General features: G+C 74.4%; 17 protein-coding genes. 8 read left to right on the top strand and 9 right to left on the bottom strand.

Annotation, left to right across the window (positions count from 1 at the left end; translation table 11 throughout):
- Positions 1 to 127: 127 nt before the first annotated feature.
- On the bottom strand, positions 128 to 796 hold the full coding sequence (locus AB0J86_RS18640; RefSeq protein ID WP_363858599.1) for an SMI1/KNR4 family protein: 669 nt from the start codon (positions 794 to 796) through the stop codon (positions 128 to 130).
- A gap of 77 nt (positions 797 to 873) precedes the next feature.
- Positions 874 to 1,275: a helix-turn-helix domain-containing protein gene (locus AB0J86_RS18635; RefSeq protein ID WP_363858597.1), complete on the bottom strand. Its 402-nt coding sequence runs from the start codon at positions 1,273 to 1,275 to the stop codon at positions 874 to 876.
- A 75-nt stretch (positions 1,276 to 1,350) separates the two neighbouring features.
- On the opposite strand from AB0J86_RS18635, the gene AB0J86_RS18630 reads away from it, so the two are divergent.
- The 4 genes from AB0J86_RS18630 (at position 1,351) to AB0J86_RS18615 (ending at position 5,018) form a co-directional block, all read left to right on the top strand.
- Complete coding sequence (locus tag AB0J86_RS18630; RefSeq protein WP_363858595.1) at positions 1,351 to 2,274, top strand: NADP-dependent oxidoreductase; 924 nt, start codon at positions 1,351 to 1,353, stop codon at positions 2,272 to 2,274.
- A 269-nt stretch (positions 2,275 to 2,543) separates the two neighbouring features.
- Positions 2,544 to 2,885, top strand: coding sequence for a YciI family protein (locus AB0J86_RS18625; protein ID WP_363858593.1), 342 nt, complete (start codon positions 2,544 to 2,546; stop codon positions 2,883 to 2,885).
- A gap of 43 nt (positions 2,886 to 2,928) precedes the next feature.
- A complete protein-coding gene (locus tag AB0J86_RS18620) occupies positions 2,929 to 4,227 on the top strand; it encodes an RNA polymerase sigma factor (RefSeq protein ID WP_363858591.1) in 1,299 nt (432 codons plus the stop codon).
- On the top strand, positions 4,224 to 5,018 hold the full coding sequence (locus AB0J86_RS18615; RefSeq protein WP_363858589.1) for a class I SAM-dependent methyltransferase: 795 nt from the start codon (positions 4,224 to 4,226) through the stop codon (positions 5,016 to 5,018). Before AB0J86_RS18620 ends, AB0J86_RS18615 begins: the two co-directional genes overlap by 4 nt.
- A 28-nt stretch (positions 5,019 to 5,046) precedes the next feature.
- On the opposite strand, the gene AB0J86_RS18610 is transcribed toward AB0J86_RS18615, so the two are convergent.
- Positions 5,047 to 6,438, bottom strand: coding sequence for a PLP-dependent aminotransferase family protein (locus tag AB0J86_RS18610; RefSeq protein WP_363858587.1), 1,392 nt, complete (start codon positions 6,436 to 6,438; stop codon positions 5,047 to 5,049).
- Positions 6,439 to 6,487: 49 nt separating this feature from the next.
- Here AB0J86_RS18610 and AB0J86_RS18605 point away from each other — a divergent pair, with 49 nt between their 5' ends.
- Positions 6,488 to 7,375, top strand: coding sequence for a DMT family transporter (locus tag AB0J86_RS18605; protein WP_363858585.1), 888 nt, complete (start codon positions 6,488 to 6,490; stop codon positions 7,373 to 7,375).
- Between the two features lie 199 nt (positions 7,376 to 7,574).
- A complete protein-coding gene (locus tag AB0J86_RS18600) occupies positions 7,575 to 8,138 on the top strand; it encodes a dihydrofolate reductase family protein (protein WP_363858584.1) in 564 nt (187 codons plus the stop codon).
- Here the strand turns inward: AB0J86_RS18600 and AB0J86_RS18595 are convergent.
- The 5 genes from AB0J86_RS18595 to AB0J86_RS18575 all read right to left on the bottom strand — a co-directional run bounded on the left by AB0J86_RS18595 (position 8,120) and on the right by AB0J86_RS18575 (position 13,784).
- Positions 8,120 to 8,983 carry a Sir2 family NAD-dependent protein deacetylase gene (locus AB0J86_RS18595; RefSeq protein WP_363858582.1) on the bottom strand — a complete coding sequence of 288 codons (864 nt, stop codon included), beginning with the start codon at positions 8,981 to 8,983 and terminating at the stop codon, positions 8,120 to 8,122. The genes AB0J86_RS18600 and AB0J86_RS18595 overlap by 19 nt on opposite strands.
- 27 nt (positions 8,984 to 9,010) lie before the next feature.
- Positions 9,011 to 10,840 carry a DUF6461 domain-containing protein gene (locus AB0J86_RS18590; RefSeq protein WP_363858580.1) on the bottom strand — a complete coding sequence of 610 codons (1,830 nt, stop codon included), beginning with the start codon at positions 10,838 to 10,840 and terminating at the stop codon, positions 9,011 to 9,013.
- Positions 10,841 to 11,073: 233 nt separating this feature from the next.
- Positions 11,074 to 11,868 (bottom strand): NPP1 family protein, encoded by a 795-nt coding sequence (locus AB0J86_RS18585; RefSeq protein WP_363858578.1) that lies wholly within the window; start codon positions 11,866 to 11,868, stop codon positions 11,074 to 11,076.
- A 244-nt stretch (positions 11,869 to 12,112) separates the two neighbouring features.
- Complete coding sequence (locus tag AB0J86_RS18580; RefSeq protein WP_363858577.1) at positions 12,113 to 12,826, bottom strand: peptidoglycan DD-metalloendopeptidase family protein; 714 nt, start codon at positions 12,824 to 12,826, stop codon at positions 12,113 to 12,115.
- 94 nt (positions 12,827 to 12,920) lie between these two features.
- Positions 12,921 to 13,784, bottom strand: a complete 864-nt coding sequence (locus AB0J86_RS18575) for a hypothetical protein (protein WP_363858575.1) — start codon at positions 13,782 to 13,784, stop codon at positions 12,921 to 12,923.
- Between the two features lie 100 nt (positions 13,785 to 13,884).
- Here AB0J86_RS18575 and AB0J86_RS18570 point away from each other — a divergent pair, with 100 nt between their 5' ends.
- Entirely contained in the window at positions 13,885 to 14,397 is a 513-nt protein-coding gene (locus AB0J86_RS18570) for an NUDIX domain-containing protein (protein WP_363858573.1), read from the top strand.
- A gap of 104 nt (positions 14,398 to 14,501) precedes the next feature.
- On the opposite strand, the gene AB0J86_RS18565 is transcribed toward AB0J86_RS18570, so the two are convergent.
- Positions 14,502 to 16,763 (bottom strand): penicillin acylase family protein, encoded by a 2,262-nt coding sequence (locus tag AB0J86_RS18565; protein ID WP_363858571.1) that lies wholly within the window; start codon positions 16,761 to 16,763, stop codon positions 14,502 to 14,504.
- Between the two features lie 319 nt (positions 16,764 to 17,082).
- On the opposite strand from AB0J86_RS18565, the gene AB0J86_RS18560 reads away from it, so the two are divergent.
- Positions 17,083 to 17,856, top strand: a complete 774-nt coding sequence (locus tag AB0J86_RS18560; protein WP_363858570.1) for an AfsR/SARP family transcriptional regulator — start codon at positions 17,083 to 17,085, stop codon at positions 17,854 to 17,856.
- The last annotated feature ends 118 nt before the right edge of the window (positions 17,857 to 17,974 follow it).

Below are 17,974 nucleotides of genomic sequence, written 5' to 3'. Positions count from 1 at the left end.
CGCGCCGGCCGGGTCCGCAACTCGTCCAGGTCGGACTCCGGCACCCGTACCCGGAAGGGCTGGACGTGGATGGACGTCGGAACTCCCGTGGCTGCTCGGAGGTCGACCGGCAGGAGGGCGCGCTGCCCTACGGTCGAACCTGGACCGCCGCCGAGTCCAGCCAGTTGCGGTACCAGCGCGCGAACCCGAGCCGGTTTCCGTCGTCGTCGCGGAGCGGCCGGAAGCCACCGTCGTCGGCGGTGTCGTCGGCCCACATCTGGCCCCTCGCCGGGCCGCTGACCACCAACGCCTCCCGGTACGCACAGCCCAGGTGACACAGGTACACCAGGCCGACGGAGTGCTCGGGCCGGTAGACGACCGTGTCGTGCTGCTCCCAGTAGGCGTCCTCGGCCGCGTTGAACGCCTCCGCCGAGTCGTAGTCCGCCTCGTCGGGCGGTTCCGGCAGACCATCGGCCGGGTTGAACGCCTCGGTGTGTGGGAACGGCTGGGCGAGCGTCTCCAGGTCGGTGAGGTCCGCGCCGTCGCCCTCCCACCGCCATCGCCCGTCGACCCGACGCAGCGGAAAGAGTCCGTAGGCCGGCCCCGCCCCGCCTCGACCCACCTCCGTCAGGAACGACCGGTACTCGCCCGGCAGCTCCACTCCCAACTGTGCCTCCAGCTCGGCCAGTTCGGCGGGCTCCAGCGGCGGATCGAGCCGCCAGCCGTGGCTCGTCGACCCGAAGACCTCGGCACCACCGGGCGCCGCTGCCAGGCGGGCGAGTCGTTCGCGTACTTCCGACCAGTCGGGGCTCGTCACGGCCGGCACGATATCGCGCGGCACCGACATCGCGACGACGACGGTGGCGACCACCCGTGGCGGTGGTGGAACGGGGCTCAGTCCTGGTCGGTGTCGTACGCGGTCCGGGCGCGCTCGACCTCCTCGATGTGCGACTCGGCCCACTCCTTGATCGACGTCATCAGCGGCAGCAGGCTGGTACCCAGCGGCGTCAGCGCGTAGTCCACCCGTACCGGCACCGAGACGGTCACCGCCCGCGAGACCAGTCCGTCGCGTTCGAGCGTACGCAGGGTCTGGGTCAGCATCTTCTCGCTGACCCCGGCGATGATCCGCCGCAGTTCGCTGTAGCGACGGGGCCCGGTCGCCAGCGCGGTCAGCACGAGGCTGACCCACTTGTCGCTGATCCGGTCCAGCAGCTGCCGGGTGGGGCACTCGGCGAGGTACGCGTCGTAGGCGCGCCGCTGTTCGGCGCGGCGTTGCGCCGCCGTGACCGTGGCCATCACACCTCCAGGTCCGATACGCACCTTCACGTGCGTACTTCCCGACAGAGAGTAGCTCGCCATAGGTTCGTGCTCATGAAAGCAGTCCTTGTACGCACCTTCGGCGGCCCCGAGGTGCTGGAACTGGCCGACATACCCGTTCCGCGGCCGGGACCGGGCCAGGTACGGATCCGCACCGTGGCCGCCGCCGTCAACCCCGTCGACGTCCAGACCCGCTCCGGCGCGCTCACCTCGGCGGGCCTCCTGCCACCGAAGCCGGTGCTGGGCCTCGGTTGGGACGTCGCCGGGATCGTCGACGAACTCGGGGCCGGGGTGGTGGGCCTCTCCCCCGGCGATCAGGTGATCGGCCTGTCGGACCGGCTCGCCCTCGCCGCGAAGGCGCAGGCCGAGCAGGTCGTGCTCGACGCGGACGCGGTCGCCGTGGTGCCGCCCGGCACCGACCTGACGGCCGCCGCCACCCTGCCCCTCAACGGACTCACCGCCGCCCAGGCGCTGGACCTCCTCCCCTCGCTGACATCCGGCGCCACTGTGCTGGTCACGGGCGCCGCCGGCGGGGTCGGCGGCTACGCCGTCGAACTCGCCGCACGCCGGGGACTGCGGGTGGTCGCCGTGGCGGCGCGACGCGACGCGGCCCTGGTACGCGAACTCGGCGCCGAGTTCTTCGTACCCCGGGACGCCGATCTGGCCGATACCGTACGGGACCTGGTGCCGGCCGGGGTCGACGCCGCCGTCGACGCCGCCCACCTGGGCGTCGTCGCCCTCGACGCGGTACGCAACGGTGGGGACTTCGTGGCCCTGACCGGCGCCACGCCGGTTCCGCTGCGGGGTGTCCGGATCTCGAACGTGTGGATCCGGGCCGACGGCGTACGGCTCGCGGAGCTGGCCGCGCTGGGGCTGCGACCGCGGGTCGCGGACACGCTGCCGCTGGACCGGGTCCGTACCGCCCACGAGCGGTTGGAGCGCGGTGGGCTGCGCGGGCGCCTGGTGCTCGTCGCCTGAGCAGCGGGCAGCCGAGCGGCGCCGACGTCGGCGACCGTCGACGTTGACCGGTGGCACCAGCCCCGGCCAGACTGGGGCGTCGCGCCCGATCGGGTAGCGGCTCGCCCGTGCCGGCCCGGCCTCGGCGGCCGGCGGGCCCTGGCCGCCGAGGCCGAGCCGGACCCGTCCGAGAAATTTCCCGGGTCCTGTCCATTCGGCCGGGTGCCGTCCGTAGTTCTGGCAGGCGGCGACGCTGCCGCACCGGATACTCGGGACACAAGGAGTTGACCATGAAGTACCTGCTGATGATCAACGCCGGTACCGTCGACGACGGACCGGCGTGCGACGTCGAGGACTGGACGGCGTACGACAAGGAGCTGCGGGAGGCGGGTGTCTTCGTCTCGGGCGAGTCGCTGACGGACCTGGTCACGGCGACGACGGTGCGGATCGGCCAGGACGGCAGGAGGGTGGTGACCGACGGACCGTTCGCGGAGAGCCGGGAGCTACTCGGCGGCTTCTACGTCATCGACGTGCCGGACCTGGACGTCGCCCTGGACTGGGCCGCCCGCTGCCCAGGTGCGCGGGGAGGCGGAGCCGTGGTGGTACGCCCGGTCGCGGAGTTCGGGGGCTGACGTGGCGGAGGCTGGCTCCCGGCGCACGGACGAGGATTCGCCGGTGTCGGCCGAGGCGGTGTTCCGTGAGGAGCACGGCCGGCTGCTGGCGGCCCTCGCGCGCCGGTTCGGCGACCTCGACCTGGCCGAGGAGGCGGCCTCCGACGCGATCGAGGCGGCGCTCGCGCACTGGCCGGTCGACGGGATTCCACCCAGGCCGGGGGCCTGGCTGATGACCACGGCCCGACGCAAGGCCGTCGACCGGCTACGGCGGGACCGGGCCTACGCCGCACGGCTGGCCCTGTTGCAGGTGGAGGCGGACCGGGCCGGCCCCGCCCCGGCCGTGGACGCCGACGGCGACCTGCCCGACGAGCGGCTGCAGCTCTTCTTCACCTGCGCCCACCCGGCCCTTCCCGCCGAGGACCGGGTGGCGCTGACCCTGCGCTGCCTCGCCGGCCTGACCACACCCGAGGTGGCGCGAGCGTTCCTGGTTCCGGTCGAGACGATGGCCAAGCGGATCACCCGGGCGAAGAGGAAGATCCGGGAGGCCCGCATCCCGTTCCGGGTTCCCGCCACGGACGAACTGCCCGACCGCCTACCGGAGGTGCTGCAGGCCGTCTACTCGGTCTTCACGGAGGGGTACGCGGCCAGTTCGGGTCCGAGCCTGCAGCGGCTGGATCTGGCCGAGGAGGCCATCCGGCTGGCGCGGATCCTGCACCGGCTGCTTCCGCGCGAGCGGGAGGTCGCCGGCCTCCTCGGACTGATGCTGCTGGTCCACGCCCGGCGGAGGTCCCGCATCGGCCCGGACGGCGGGCTGGTGCTGCTGGAGGAGCAGGACCGCGGCCGCTGGGACCGCGCGATGGTCGAGGAGGGCCACGGCCTGGTGGAGTTCGCGCTGACGGCCGGACCGCCCGGCCCGTACGGGGTGCAGGCCGCGATCGCCGCCCTGCACGACGAGGCCCCGGACGTCGCCACCACGGACTGGCCGCAGATCGTGGCGCTCTACGACGTGTTGCGCGCGCTGGCGCCCTCCCCGGTCGTCGAGTTGAACCGGGCGGTGGCCGTGGCCATGCGCGACGGGCCGGCGGCGGGGCTGGTCCTGCTCGACGGGCTGGCGGGTGAGCCGCGGTTACGGGACCACCACCCGTACCCGGCCGCCCGGGCCGACCTGCTGCACCGGCTCGGCCGGGCCGGCGAGGCCACGGCGGCCTACCGGGAAGCCCTCGCGTCGGCCCGCACCGAGCCCGAGCGCGCCCTGTACCGGCGCAGGCTCGACGCGGTCGAACGGCTCGGCGGTTCGCGGGCCAGGGCCGGCGCCCCCGGGCAGAACGCCACCTCCGCGCCCTTCGAGGGTGCGCGATGACCGATCGGGCCGAGCGACTCGCCCGTCTCGCCCAGGGCTGGGACGCCGCCGTCGACGGGTACGAGGCCTACTACGTTCCCCGCTTCGCCCCGTGGGTGGCCACCGCGGTGCGGGCCATCACCGCCGAGACGCTGCCCGACGGGCCGGTGCTGGTGCCGTGCTGCGGGACGTTCCCGGAGTTGGACGCGTTGGTCGCGCACTTTCCCGAGCGCGAGATCGTTGGCATCGACCTGTCCGCCGGCATGGTTCGCCGGGCCGGTGAGCGAACCGCCCGGCACCCCCGGGCGCGCGTCGTACGGGGCGACGCCTCGACCCTCGACTCCCGTTGGTCCGGCGGATGCGCGGCCGTGGTGTCGGTGTTCGGGCTCCAGCAGCTACCCGAGCCCGCCCTCGCCATCCGGTCGTGGGTGGCGGCGCTGCGCACCGGCGGACGGCTCTCGGTCGTCTTCTGGCCCGACACCACCGAGGTCGACGGACCGTTCGCGCTGCTAGCCGAGCTCCTCAGGGCGCACGTGCCCGCCGGGGACGACTCGTGGGAGCGCCGGCTCGTGCCGGCGATGACCGCGCAGGGCGCCGTCGTCGAGCGGGACGAGCAGTCGTCCTATCCGATCTGCCACCCGGACGCGGCGACCTTCTTCGACGCCCACACCCGGTCCGGGCCGTTGCGTCCCCTCGCCATCGCCCGCGGGGACGCGTTCGTCACCCGGCTACGCGAGGAATTCCTCCGCCGGGCCCCGGCAGGCCGGTGGCAGCACCGGCCGCGCGCCCGCCACCTGGTGGCCCGCCGCTGATCGCGGTACGCGGCCTACGAAGGGCTCGTCACCTTCCCAGGGCGCGGGCGAGGCGACGGACGGCCTCGTCCATGAGTTCGGGCGGGGCCGCGGCGAAGGTGAGGCGCAGGTGCGGAGCCGGGGGCTCGGCCGCGTACCAGGGGCGGCCCGGGAAGACGACGACGCCCTCGGTCGCGGCCGCGGCGGTCAGCGCGACCTCGTCCGTGCCGTCGGGCAGGCGGACCCACAGGTGCAGGCCGCCGCGCGGAACCGGCTGGTCGGCGAGGTCCGGCAGGTGCCGGCGGAGCGCGGCCAGCAGCGCCTCGCGCCGGGCGCGCAACGCGGTACGCAGGGCGCGCCGGTGCCGCGCCCAGGCCGGCGCGGTGACGAACTCCAACGTGGCCTGCTGCAACGGCCCGGCGACGTAGAGGTCGTCGCGCAGCCGGGCCGCGCGCAGCCGGGCGCCGGCCGGTCCGCGGGCGCCGATGGCGGCCACCCGCAGCCCGGGTGCGATCGACTTGGTCAGCGAGCGCAGGTAGACGACGTGCCCGTCCGGGTCGTCGGCGGCCAGCGGCGGCGGGGGCTCCCCGTCGATGGTGAGGTCGCGGGCGAAGTCGTCCTCGATCAGGAAGGCGCCGGCGTCGCGTACGGCCTCGGCGACCCGGGCCCGGCGATGGGTCGCGAGGGTGGCGCCGTGCGGGTTGGCGTACAGCGGCTGGCAGTAGAAGAGCCGGGCGCCGGTACGGGCGAACGCCGCCGCGAGTTGATCGGGGCGTACGCCGTCGCTGTCGGCGGGGACGGGCACCACCCGCAGTCCGGCGGCCCGGGCCGTGGCCAGCGCACCCAGGTAGGTCGGCGACTCGACGAGCAGTGCCTCGCCGGGTGTGGCGAGCGCGCGCAGCGCCGTCGACAGCGCCGCCTGTCCGCCCGGGCAGATCACCAGGTCGTCGGCGCGCAGCCCGGTGCCGGCCTCCCGGGCGAACCAGGCGCGCAGGTCCTCGCGCCCCTCGGCGGGTCCCCGCTGCCAGGAGGCGGGCTGCCGGCCGGCGCGGGTGAGCGCGGCGCCGAGCGCGGCGGTGGGCTGCAGGTCCGCGTCCAGGTAGCCGCTGCTGAGCAGAATCGCTCCCGGGGGCGGTAACGCCAGTAGCGCCTGCATCTCCTCCTCGCCGGGCCGCCGGGGGCCGAGCGCGACGGTCTGCCAGGACAGGTCGGGGGCCGGTCGCCCGTGCGGCGGGGCGGCCACGAACGTGCCCCGCCCCGGTCGCGCCTCGACCAGGCCCTCCGCCACCAGCTGCCGGATCGCCTCGGCCACCGTGACGGGCGAGGCCTGGTGCCGGGCGGTCAGCTCGCGTACCGAGGGCAGCCGCGCCCCGGGTTCCGCGCTGGCCGCGAGCCCGCGTAGATCTTGGACGACGCGCCCCGCTGCGTTACCGTTGTTCATGAAAGACCAGAGTAACGCTACTGGCACGACCACGGTAACAGCGGACCGCGTGGTCGGCCTCGCCCTCGGCGCGCTGGGGGTACTCGCCTTCAGCATGTCGCTGCCGGCCACCCGCGTCGCCGTACGCCACCTCGACCCGTGGTTCGTCGCCTTCGGACGGGCGGTCGGCGCGGCGCTGCTGGCCTGGGCGTACCTGCGGGTCACCGGCGCGCCGCGCCCCACCGGCAACCAGTGGTGGCGACTGGCGGTCGTCGCCCTCGGCGTCGTCGTCGGCTTCCCGCTCTTCACCTCGCTGGCGCTGACCACCCAGACGTCCGCGCACGGCGCGGTCGTCATCACCGTGCTGCCCGCCATGACCGCCGTGTTCGCGGTACTGCGGGCCGGCGAGCGCCCGCCGCCGCTGTTCTGGGTCGCGAGCGCCGGTGGGCTGCTGGCGGTGCTGACGTTCCTCGCCGCGAGCGGGGCCGTGGGCGGCGCCCTCTCGCCGGCCGATTTGTTCCTGCTCGTGGCGGTCGTGCTCTGCGGCCTGGGGTACGCCGAGGGCGGCGCGCTCGCCCGCGAGTTGGGCGGCGCCCGGACGATCTGCTGGGCGCTGCTGCTCTCGCTGCCCGCCACCGTACCGATCACGATCGTCGCCGCCCTCGCCGATCCCCCGCGCGCGGACGCCGGCACGTGGCTCGCGTTCGGCTACCTCGCCGCGGTCTCGGCGTTCCTGGGCTTCTTCGCCTGGTACGCGGGGCTGGCCCGGGGCGGCATCGCCCAGGTCGGCCAGGTGCAGCTCGCGCAGCCGGTGCTGACCCTGCTCTGGTCGGCGCTGCTGCTGGGCGAGACCGTGACCCCGGCCTCGATCGCGGCGGCGCTGGTGGTGCTCGCCTGCGTGGTGCTGACCCAGCGCACCCGCGACCGGGTACGGGTGCCCGCGACGGAGGGGGCGTGACACGCCCGCGCGTCGCGGGGGTGTGCCGCGCCCACCGCGACGCGGCGTGAGACGCCCCAGTGTCGGGATGTGCGGCAGCCCGCCGCGGCGGCGGGGTGCGGCGCCCCGCGAGAAAAACTTCTCCGGGGGATGTAGAGAAACGACGGCCGGCGCCGACCTGCCTGTGCAAGCGGAGAGACACGACGCCGAGGAGCCAACCATGCGAAAGATCATTTACTGGGTGCACACGTCGGTCGACGGCTTCGTCGACGGGCCGAACGGCGAGTTCGACTGGCCGGTGATGGGGCCCGAACTGTCCGCGTACTCGGAATCCCTGGACCGGCGGGTCGACACGCTGCTGTTCGGCCGGCCGGTCTGGGAGATGATGGTGGGGTTCTGGCCGAACGCCGAGTCCATCTCCGACGATCCGCACGTCACCGCCTTCGCGCCGTTCTGGCGGGCCACTCCGAAGATCGTCTTTTCCCGCACGTACCAGGGCGACGAGTGGACCAGCCGGGTCATCGGCGGTGACCTCCGCGCGGAGGTCACCGCGCTGAAGGAGCGGCCCGGCGCGGACCTGTTGCTGACCGGCGGGGCCACGCTCGCCGCCGAGCTGACCGAACTCGGTCTCGTCGACGAGTACCACGTCGCCGTGCACCCCGTGGTCCTCGGCGGCGGCCGCAGGCTCTTCGCGGAGCCGAAGCAGCGGCTCAACCTGCGGACTCTCGGCTCCCGCGTGCTCGACGGCCGGGTCGTCGTGACCTCCTACGAGACGGCCGGGTGAGGCGCGCCCGCCGCCTCGGCGCTCCCCCACGCGCTTTCGACCAGCGCGGGGAGCACCCGGGCGGCGGATCCGCGCAGGTTGACCGCGCAGAGTCCGTCGAGCGGGGTCGGCTCGGGGTTGACCTGGATGACGGTGGCGCCGGCGCGGGCCGCGATCCGAGGGATCTCGGCCGCCGGGTAGACGACGCCGGAGGTGCCGACGATCAGCAGGACGTCGCAGGCGGCGGCGGCTTCGGCCGCCGCCGTCAACGCGGCCTCGGGCAGCGTCTCGCCGAACCAGACCACGCCGGGGCGGACGAGCGCCCCGCAGCGCCCGCAGCGGGGCGGCGGGATCCGCCCGCCCTCCCCCGGATCGGCGGCCTCGTCGCCGTCGGCTACGGCCGCCGGCTGGGCGGCCCGCACGTCCCGCGAGACCGCCTCCGCGTCCGGGAACGCCGCCGGGTGGGCCGGCTCCGCCACACAGCGCGGTGCGAAGAGGCTACCGTGCAGGTGGATCGGGGCCGTGGAGCCGGCCCGCTCGTGCAGGTCGTCGACGTTCTGGGTGACGACGACGCTGCCGGGGACCAGCCGCTCGATCGCGGCCGTGGCGAGGTGCCCCGGGTTGGGCCGCGCCCGGCGTACCCGCGCGCGGCGCCACTCGTACCAGCCCCAGACCAGTTCCGGATCGGCGTGGAACGCCTCCGGGGTGGCGAGCTGCTCCGCGTCGAAGCGGGCCCACAACCCGGTGAGGTCGTCACGGAAGGTCGGTACGCCGCTCTCGGCCGAGATTCCCGCGCCGGTGAAGACGACCACCCGGCGCGCCTGGCGGAGAAGCGCGGCGGCGCCCGGCGGCAGAAGACTCTCCATCAGGGACATGCTGCCATCCGTACCCGGTCACCGGCGGGCACCTCTCGCGACGGTCGGCGCGGGCCGGTCCGGCGCGATCCGGAAGCCGACGTCGGCGGCCTCGATCCGGGCCAGGTCCTCGGGGGTGACGCCGTGACCGGTGAACCGCTCCACCGCGACCAGCCCCATCGCCGGCTTGCGGCGACGGTGGTCGGCGAAGTCGAGGCCGGCGAGCGCCGCGGCGACCGGCGGCGGCGCGGCGAGGTCGCCGAACGGCTCCACGGAGAGCAGCACCTCGCCGCGCTCGGCGAACGACAGCCGGGTGAGCGCGTTGACGTTCCAGAACATGCTGGCGGCCCGCCCGGCGGCGGACGCCCGGGTCAGCACGGACGTGTCGGCGCCCCGCCAGCCGTTGTACTCGACGGCGAGCACGGCGTCGCCGAGGTCCAGCACCGCGACCCACGGGTCGATCGACTTCCGGCGCATCAGCTCGTCGCCGATGGCCCGCATCGACTCCGGGCGGGCCGGGTCCGCGCCGAAGGCGCGCAGCACCGCCGCGACGTCCGCCCCGGTCACCACCGTGACCGTCGCGGCCGCACCGAGCGCGCTGCGGCGCACCCACCGGTACGCGGCCTCGGGCCGTTCCGGCCGTACCGGCTCCGGCTCGCCGCGCAGCCGATGGCCGAGCCGGTCGGTCCGGGCGTGTACGACCTCGGGGGCGGCGGGTGCCGCCCAGACCACCAGCTCGTAGTGCTCGGCGTCGCGCTCGTCGGGCTCGTCCCGGCCCCGGGCGTGCACCCGCAGCCGGTAGTCGCCCGGCCAGGGCGGGGCGGCCCGACGCAGGTTCGAGCCTTCGCCGTGCGGGCCGAGCACGGAGGCGCCACCGGCGCTCGCCCGCCAGCTGACCTCGACGATCTCGTCCCAGCCCGCCGCGACCTCCGGTGGTGGCCCGTCCAGGATGCTCAGCAGGATCCGGACAGGTCCGCTCTCGACCCCGGTACGGATCACCGCCCCGCCCGGGACGACCGCGACCAGCCCGTTGCCGCCGAAGTCGACCTCCGGTACGGCATCGCCCTCCAGCAGCGCGAACCGGTGCCCCGACACCATTGCCGACCCGCTGGAGTGGCGGGGCAGCAGGTACTCCGCCCGGGCCCGGGCCAGCGTCGCGGCGGCGTAGCCGGGCGGCATCGGGGCCTCGCGGAGCAGCAGAACGGCGGTGCCGATCGCGACGCCGAGCACGGCGGGCGGTCGCGTGGCCCACGGCGGGATGCCCGACCGGTGCAGCACGGCGGCGGCGGTGGCCACGGCCAGCGCGAGCCGTGCCGCCCCGTGCGCCGCGGCGATCTCCGGCTCGTCGGTGAGCCCGGGGTCCACGGCCAGCGGGGCGGCCAGCCGCGGGTGCGCGGCCAGCCGACGGGCCAGCGCGGCGACCAGCGGTACGGCGCCGGGACGCAGGCCGTCGAGCAGGTCTGCGCCGGCGACCGCCTCGCTCTGCCCACCCACGCTCACGAAGCCGAGCGTGCCGGTCCGCGGGGCGCCCAGGAGGTTGGTCAGGTCCGGTGCGCCGGTCAGGTCCAGCTCCGGCACGGTCAGCTCCAGCGCCCCGAGCAGGCGTTCGGTCAGCAGCGGCGGCAGCGAGCTGAGCGCGTCCCGTACCGGCGAGCCGCCCGTACCGGGGGCGGGGCCGGAGCGGGCCGCGCGCACCGCCGGAAACCGGGTGGCCCGCCCGCGAGTCGGCCAGGTGTCGCCGTCGCCGATCGCCCGGAGCCGACCGAGTTCGGCCGCCGGGGTCGCGGGAATGCGGGCGACGAGCAGGGGCAGCGCCGCGGCGACCGGGCCCGCCAGCACCGCCACCACCTCGTCCGGAACCTCGACCACCGCGCCCCCGCCTTCCGGCTCGGCACCGGGTGGCCGGCCGGCGTGATCCTACGTACCCGGTACGACAGCGAGGAGGGGCGGGCGCGGGGGGGGGGGCCGCCCCGGGGGGGGGAGGCGGTCGGGGTGTTTCGGGTTGCGGCCCGGGTGGGTGGGGTGTGGAGGGGACGCCCCCCCCCCCCCGCCCCCCCGGGGGGGGGGGCCCCCCCCCCCCCCCCCCCCCCTCCGGTGGCGGTTCAGCCTTGCGGGTTGAACGGGATGCCGGCCGGCTTGGACGCGTTGAGCAGGTACTCGAACGAGCCGTCCTTGATCTTGATGGTGGCGGCGCCGAAGTCGGCACTCATCAGCCGGTCGCGCAGTTGGACGGTGGGCCATCCGCTCCAGTCGACCAGCGGCGGGTACCGCCAGTTGTGGTAGTGGTTCTCCGGCGGCTCGTCGTTGCTGTTGGCCAGCCGGAAGAAGTGCGTCGACGCGCCGTCCTTGTGGTAGACGACCTTGGGGTGCGACCCGTCGAAGCGCACCTGCGAGCGCGCGTACGTCACCTGGCTGCTGTGCTGCGTGGTGGTGACGAACTCGACCTGGTTGGACGCCTGGTTGACCCAGGAGATGACGTGTTCCCAGTCGTGCCGGTGGCCGCCGAGGCTGCTGCCGGGCAGGGCCTGGTCCTTCTCGAAGTAGCTGGCGTAGACGATCGCGCACCAGCCGTTGTTGCACTTCGACCGGGCGTACGTCTGCGACCGGTCCAGGTCGGACTGGTCCCGGCAGTTGCCGTTGACGGCGCCCGTCGGGTTCAGCCCGGGGTTGATGGTGCCGTCCGGGCTGATCGCCGCGACGGCGTAGCAGCCGTCGCCGTCGTAGTCGTAGGCGGGCGAGAACGACTGCTCGTACCCGCCCGCGTTCTGCGGCAGGCTGGGCAGCGAGTCGGCGTACGCGGCGCCTGCGGGGATCATGACTCCGAACGCGGCCAGCACGGCCACGATCCGGAGCACGGTACGGCGACGACGCGGGGCGCGCGGCGCGGCGGGCGGCATCGTGGGGCGCTCTGGCGGTGGGGCGGCTGACGGCGGTGAGGGGTGCTTCATTCCTCGCCCTTCCTGGAATCGACGCGCCTCGCGGGGGTCGAACAGACGCGTGATCATCTATATCTCACGCCCGTGAGCTCGCGGTCAATGTCCAGATACGAGAAGAACGCGTGAACCCCGGGTGCCGGTGGCGTGGGGCAGTCCGGGCGTCGGCCGGGTGGGTGGGATCAGGGTGCCGGCGGAGTGGGCGAGATCAGGGCGTCGGCAGCGGTTCGACCACCGCGCCCTCGCCCGGGAGCCCGCGGTCCCGGACCCGGGCGCGCCGCCCGCCGCGGGGCCACTCGCGGAAGCGCCGGAACGCCACCGGTACGCCCCGGGCGACGGCGAGGTCCGCGTGGTCCATGACCTGCACGTGCACGTGCGGCTGGGTCGAGTTGCCCGAGTTGCCGCAGTCCGCGATGTGTTGCCCCGCCGCCACGGCGTCGCCGGCCGCGACGCGCATCGAGCCGGCGCGCAGATGCGCGAGACCGACGAACGCCCGGCCACCGGGCAGCGCGATGACCAGGTAGTTGCCGGCGACCGCGGGTACGCCCCGCCGCAGCCGCGCCGCCTGGCCCAACGCGTACGGCACCAGGGCCAGCTGCGAGCGGCGCCCGGCGTGATCGGTCTCGCCGTCGTGCACCTCGACGACGGTCCCGTCGGCGGGTGCCAGGATCGGGCGGCCGTAGCCGAGGAAGCGCTCGGGCGGTTCGGTCGCGAGGACGGTCCGCCAGTCGCGGTGGGCGGCGGTCCGGCGACGATCGTCCACGCCGACGAAGTCGATCGCGTACCGCTCGCCGAACAGGTCGACGCCGTGGCTCGGAACCCGCCGCGCCGGGCTGTTGCGCGCCAGCCAGAGCCCCGAGAACGGCAGCGACAGCACCACCGTCGGGAGTGGTGGGTGCCCGGGAGGTGGCCGTTCCGCCATGACGCCAGGTTAGGCCGTCGACGCCAGGCAGCACCGCGCTCGCCGGGCCGGGAGACGGGCCGTCGCCGCCGGGCCGGAAGACGGACGCTGTGGCTCAGCCGCCGCAGCCCACCCGGGTCGCGCCCAGCGCCAGGTCGTCCAGCCAGAGGTCGAAGTGGTCCGGCGTGGGCCCGGCCTGGTAGAGCTGCCACCCGATCTTCACGGTGTCGGCCCGGGGCAGGACGAAGTCGACCGGATTGCCGCCGTGCGCGGTGGTCGTGACCGTCAGGTCCGGCCGGGGTACGCCGTCGAACCAGACGGCTATCCGGTTGTCCGAGGCGTCCCACCGCCACTCGACGCACTGCCAGCGGTCCGCCGTGGTCGGCGCGGACTCGCGCCAGTTCGTCCAGTCACCGGTCGGTCCGCCGTCCGCCCCGACGCCCCAGAACGACCCGCCCAGCGGCGGCGCCCACTGCCCACCGAGCGGGCGGACGATCTCCGCGCTGCCGGGACCGGTCGCCTCCACGAGGGTGAAGTGCGCCCAGTCGGGCGCGGTCGGGAACGCGTCGACCCGCAGCCGCAGCCGACCCCAGAAGCTGTTACCCGGTGCGGCGAAGTCGTCGACCCGCAGGAATGCCCGCCCGTTGCCCTCGGTGTGCACGCGCAGCACCTTGCCGTGCCGCTGCCGCTCGACCTGGAGCGTGCCGTGCCGGGTGTCGACGCCCCAGGCCAGGCTGCTCGCGCCGCCGGTGGGGAGGTGCTCGAAGTCCTCGCAGAAGAGCAGCGCCCGGTGGGCGCAGGTGCCGCCGCGCGGGTCGTACCCGGCATCGGCCCGGTCCGGTCGCGGTCCGGCTTCGACGCCGCGCACCGCGCCCGGGTCCGATCGCGGTCCGGCCTGCGCGCCGCCGTCGGCGGCCGAGGCGAGCGCCAGCGTGATGGCCACGACGATGACGGGAAGCCGCTTGGTCAGCGCAGTCATGAGGCAAGAGCATGACAGACATCGATGAATCTCGCTACCCGCGGCGGCGGCGAGCGCGGCGTCCGCCACGCGAGCGGGGCGGGACGTAGGCTCGTCCCCCGTGACTGCCGTCCACTCGCACTGCTCGTACTGCGGCACCGGCTATCCCGCGTCGACCGGCTGGCCCCGGCTCTGTACGGTCTGTGGCCAGACCACCTGGCGCAATCCGACGCCGGTCGCGGTGGCCGTACTGCCGGTGCTCACCGCCTCCGGCGTCGGCGTGGTGGTCCAGCGTCGCGACATCGAGCCCGGACGCGGACTGCTCGCGCTCCCCGGCGGCTTCATCGAGTACGGCGAGGACTGGCGCGACGCCCTGGTCCGCGAGCTGCGGGAGGAGACGGGCCTCGTCGGTAGCGCCGAGCGGGTGCGGCTCTTCGCCGTGCACAGCGCCCCGAGCGGCGGCACGATCATGATCTTCGGTGTGCTTCCCGCGCGGCGGGCCGAGGAGCTGCCCGCGTCGGCGCCGACCGATGAGGCCACCGAGTGGCTGGTGCTGACCGAGCCGGCCGAACTGGCCTTCTCCACCCACACCCGGGTGCTGGCCGACTTCTTCGCCGAGCCGGGGCTCCCCTGACCGCCCTCGCGGTCAGGGGAGCCGGACACGGGTGCCCCACGGTCCAGGAGCCGGGCAGCCGGTGCCGCACGGTCAGGGGAGCCGGGCACCGGTTTCCCGGAGCGTCACTCGCCCGGCCGGTAACGCCGCTCGACGTGGCCGCTGAGCTGCTCCGGGTAGAAGTAGACGGGCCGCAGGTCGCCGCTGGCGTACCGCTCCACCTGGTCGTCGAAGTGCGGCGAGTCGGGGTGGCCGCTCGCGCCGCCGGCGGTCACCGCCCAGGCGCGTACCCTCGGGCCGAACTCCACGACCGCAACGAAGCTGTTGCCGCTGGTGCCGTAGTAGCGCTTCGTACCCGGGTAGCGCTTCGCCCCGAACGAGGCGAGCGAGCCCCACTGCGCGGAGGTGAACGGCACCGGCAAGCTCGGCTTCGCGTCGTCGAACTGCTGGACGATGGCCCCGTCGTTGCGCTGGAACCGGTTGATCTCGCCCCAGGGCACCCGCCAGCCGCCGAAGTCCTGGGTGAGCCGCTGGACCGCCTCGCCGAGCGCCGTGAGCCGCTGCGCGTCGGTGGCGCGTTCGGCGAGGTAGTCCCACATCGACATGCCCGCGTCCTTCGCCGCCTGGGCCAACGGCGCCCAGAGCGCCTCGCCCCAGAAGACCGCGAGCGAGGTCGCGGTCGACCCGGCGCCCCAGCGGTAGTCCCAGCCGCGCAGCAGGTCGATCGGGCCGGCGAGGGCCGCCCGGCGCGGGTCGCCCGCGGGCAGCGCGTCCCACGCCGCGACCAGCCCCGGCACCAGCCGGGCGAAGGCGGTGAGGTACCGGTCGAAGGCCGCGGCGATCAGCGTCTGCGGGGTGAAGTCGTCGCGCGCGCTCAACACCCGGATCGCCTGCGGGCCGCGCGGGTTCTCCCCCGCCTGGTCGAAGTAGCGCGGGTAGTCCGCCGCCCGGGGGCTGTCCGCGCCGGCGGCGGTCCAGGGCCAGTTGTTCGTGTTGAAGGTCCAGCCGTTCCTCGGGTTCACCACCTGCGGCAGGCTGTCGAGGCTGTGCAGCCCGCGCCAGTCGGTCGCCGGGTCGCTGCCGTCGACCGGCTTACGGTAGTCGAAGCGGTTCTCGCGTACCGGCATGAACTGCGGCATCAGGAACGCGATCTCGCCCTTCGAGTCCGCGAAGAGCGTGTTGTTCGAGCTGTTGGCCTTGAAGCCGGCCACCCGGAGAAAGTCCGCGTAGTCGCGCGTCTTGGTGCGCAGGAAGCTCTGCTGCAGCGCCTCGACGGGCTTGTTCATCAGCGCGAACGCGATCCACTTCCCGTCGGCCTCGCGTACGACCGGTCCGTGGTGGGTGGCGAAGGTGGTGAAGGCGCGCCGGGCCCGCCCGCCGTCGGCCGTACGGTACGACAGCGTGATCGTCTTCGTCGTCACCGGCCGCAGCCGGTCGCCGTACCGGTAGAAGCGCCTGCCGTCCGCCCCGGTCACGACCGTCTCGGCGAACTCGTCGACGTTGTCGACGCCGCTCGACGTGTGCATCCAGCCGGTGTGCGCGTTGAACCCCTGGTAGATGAAGAACTGTCCCCAGGTCGCCGCGCCGTACACGTCGAGCCCCTCGCCGCTGGTCACGTGCTGCTCGGAGCGGAAGAAGAAGCTGGTGTGCGGGTTGATCAGCAGCAGCGCGTGGCCGTCGCGGGTGTGGCTCGGCGCGATCGCCATGCCGTTCGAGCCCTTGGGCTCGCGGAACAGCAACCCGCGCTCCTCGTCGGTCAACTCCACCGCGCGCCCGGTGTAGAAGGCCTCCAGCTGCGTGAGCGGTACCCGCTCGATGTCGCCGCCGATGCTGCCCTCGGAGAAGCTCAACGGCATCCACGGCTCGAACCGGTCGAGCACGCGCGGCCGCACCTCGGGGTGGGTGGCGAGGTAGAAGTTCAACCCGTCCGCCCAGGCCTGCATCAGCTTTCGCAACCAGGCCGGGCTCTTCGCGTAGTCCCGCTTCAGCACCTCGGGATCGATGAACAGCCGCTGGCGCAGGTCCTGCCAGATGGCGGCCTCGCCGTCGGCCTCGGCGAGGCGGCCGAGGCTGACCAGGTAGTTGTTCTCGATCCGGTTGAAGTCGTCCTCGGCCTGGGCGTAGATCATCCCGAAGACCGCGTCGGCGTCGGTCCGGCCGACGACGTGCGGTACGCCCCAGTCGTCCCGGGTGATCGTGACGTGCGCGGCCTGCCTGCGCCAGCGGGCGAGCTCGGCCGGGGTGTGCGCGGGAGCGGCGGACGCGGGACCGGACGGCGGGAGCGTCGCGACGGCGGCGGCACCGGCCGCCAGTCCGGCCGCGCCACCGAGGACGCGGCGTCGGCTCAGCCCTCCGTTGCTCGGGTGGTGGTTCAACAGGGGGTCCACCTTTCTCGGGTCGAGCGCGTTCCCTCCGGGGTTCGAGAGCCTCCCTCGCGGGTTCGAAAGCGTGCCCGGGTCAGGATCGCAAGATCGTCATCTCCGCCACCATAGGGCAAAGTCGATCCGTCCGGAACCGCCTCGACCGGGATCGGGGCCGCCGCCGCCAGGCTCGACACCTCCGCACGGTATCGACCGGACCGGGCCCACGGCCGATACCGGACCGCGCACACGGCGCGTACCGGGCCGACCACCGTGGACGGCGGGCGGCATTGCCCTTCGGGCTGGGGTTGACTAGGTTGTCACCGAGATCGGGAGGAGTTGACCCATGCGCCCGATGTTCCGGCTGCTCGGTCCGGCCGTGGTGACCATCGAGGACCTGGACGTCCTCGTACAGCCGTTGATGGTCGCCGGACTGCTCGCGGTGCTGCTGCTCGCCGCCGACCAGTACCTGCAACTCGACGCCATCGCGCGGATGCTCTGGGACGAGCCGCCGGCCTCGGCCAACGCCAACCTGCGCAAGTACGCGACCCAGCTGCGGCGCCTCCTGCACGTCGGCTCCGCACCGGACCTGATCGTCTCGCACCGGGACATCGGCTACCGCGCCGCCACCGCGCCCGAGACGGTCGACGTGCACCTCTTCCACCGTCTCGCCGAACGCGGCGCGACCCTGCTGCGCGCCGACAACTTCGCCGAGGCCGCGCGGGACCTGCGCGGCGCGCTCGACCTGTGGCACGGCTCGGCCGGGAACAGCCTGCCGCGCGGCGGGCGGCTCGCCCAGCAGATGGCCGCGCTGAACGAGCAGCGCGAGGTGGCGGCCGGCGACCTCGTCGAGGCGCGCCTCGCGCTCGGGGAGAGCGGCGCGCTGCTGGCCGAGGTGCGCGCCCGCGCCACCGACCAGCCGCTGAACGAACGCAACTGGGACCAACTCATCCGCGTCCTCTACCGCACCGGGAACACCGGCGAGGCGCTCGCCGCCTTCGCCCGGGCCCGGCAGACGCTCCGCGACCAGCTCGGCATCGACCCGTCGGCGCGCCTGGAGAAGCTGCAGCACGCGGTGCTCACCCGCGACGACGGCTTCATCGCCTGCCCCGCCCACTGATCGCGCACCGGCGCGTGGCCCCACCCGGGGTTGCCGCCCCGGGGTAGGGCGAGCGCCGTTCGGAACAGCGCGTGTGCGCGCGCCTCGATGAAGGCGCTGAATTCCCGTTCGAGTTCAG

The organism is Micromonospora sp. NPDC049559, from assembly GCF_040676675.1.
Classification (GTDB): Bacteria; Actinomycetota; Actinomycetes; order Mycobacteriales; family Micromonosporaceae; genus JBFAPK01.
The sequence above is the reverse complement of the archived record's forward strand: the minus strand, read 5'-3'. Positions and strand labels throughout refer to the sequence as shown.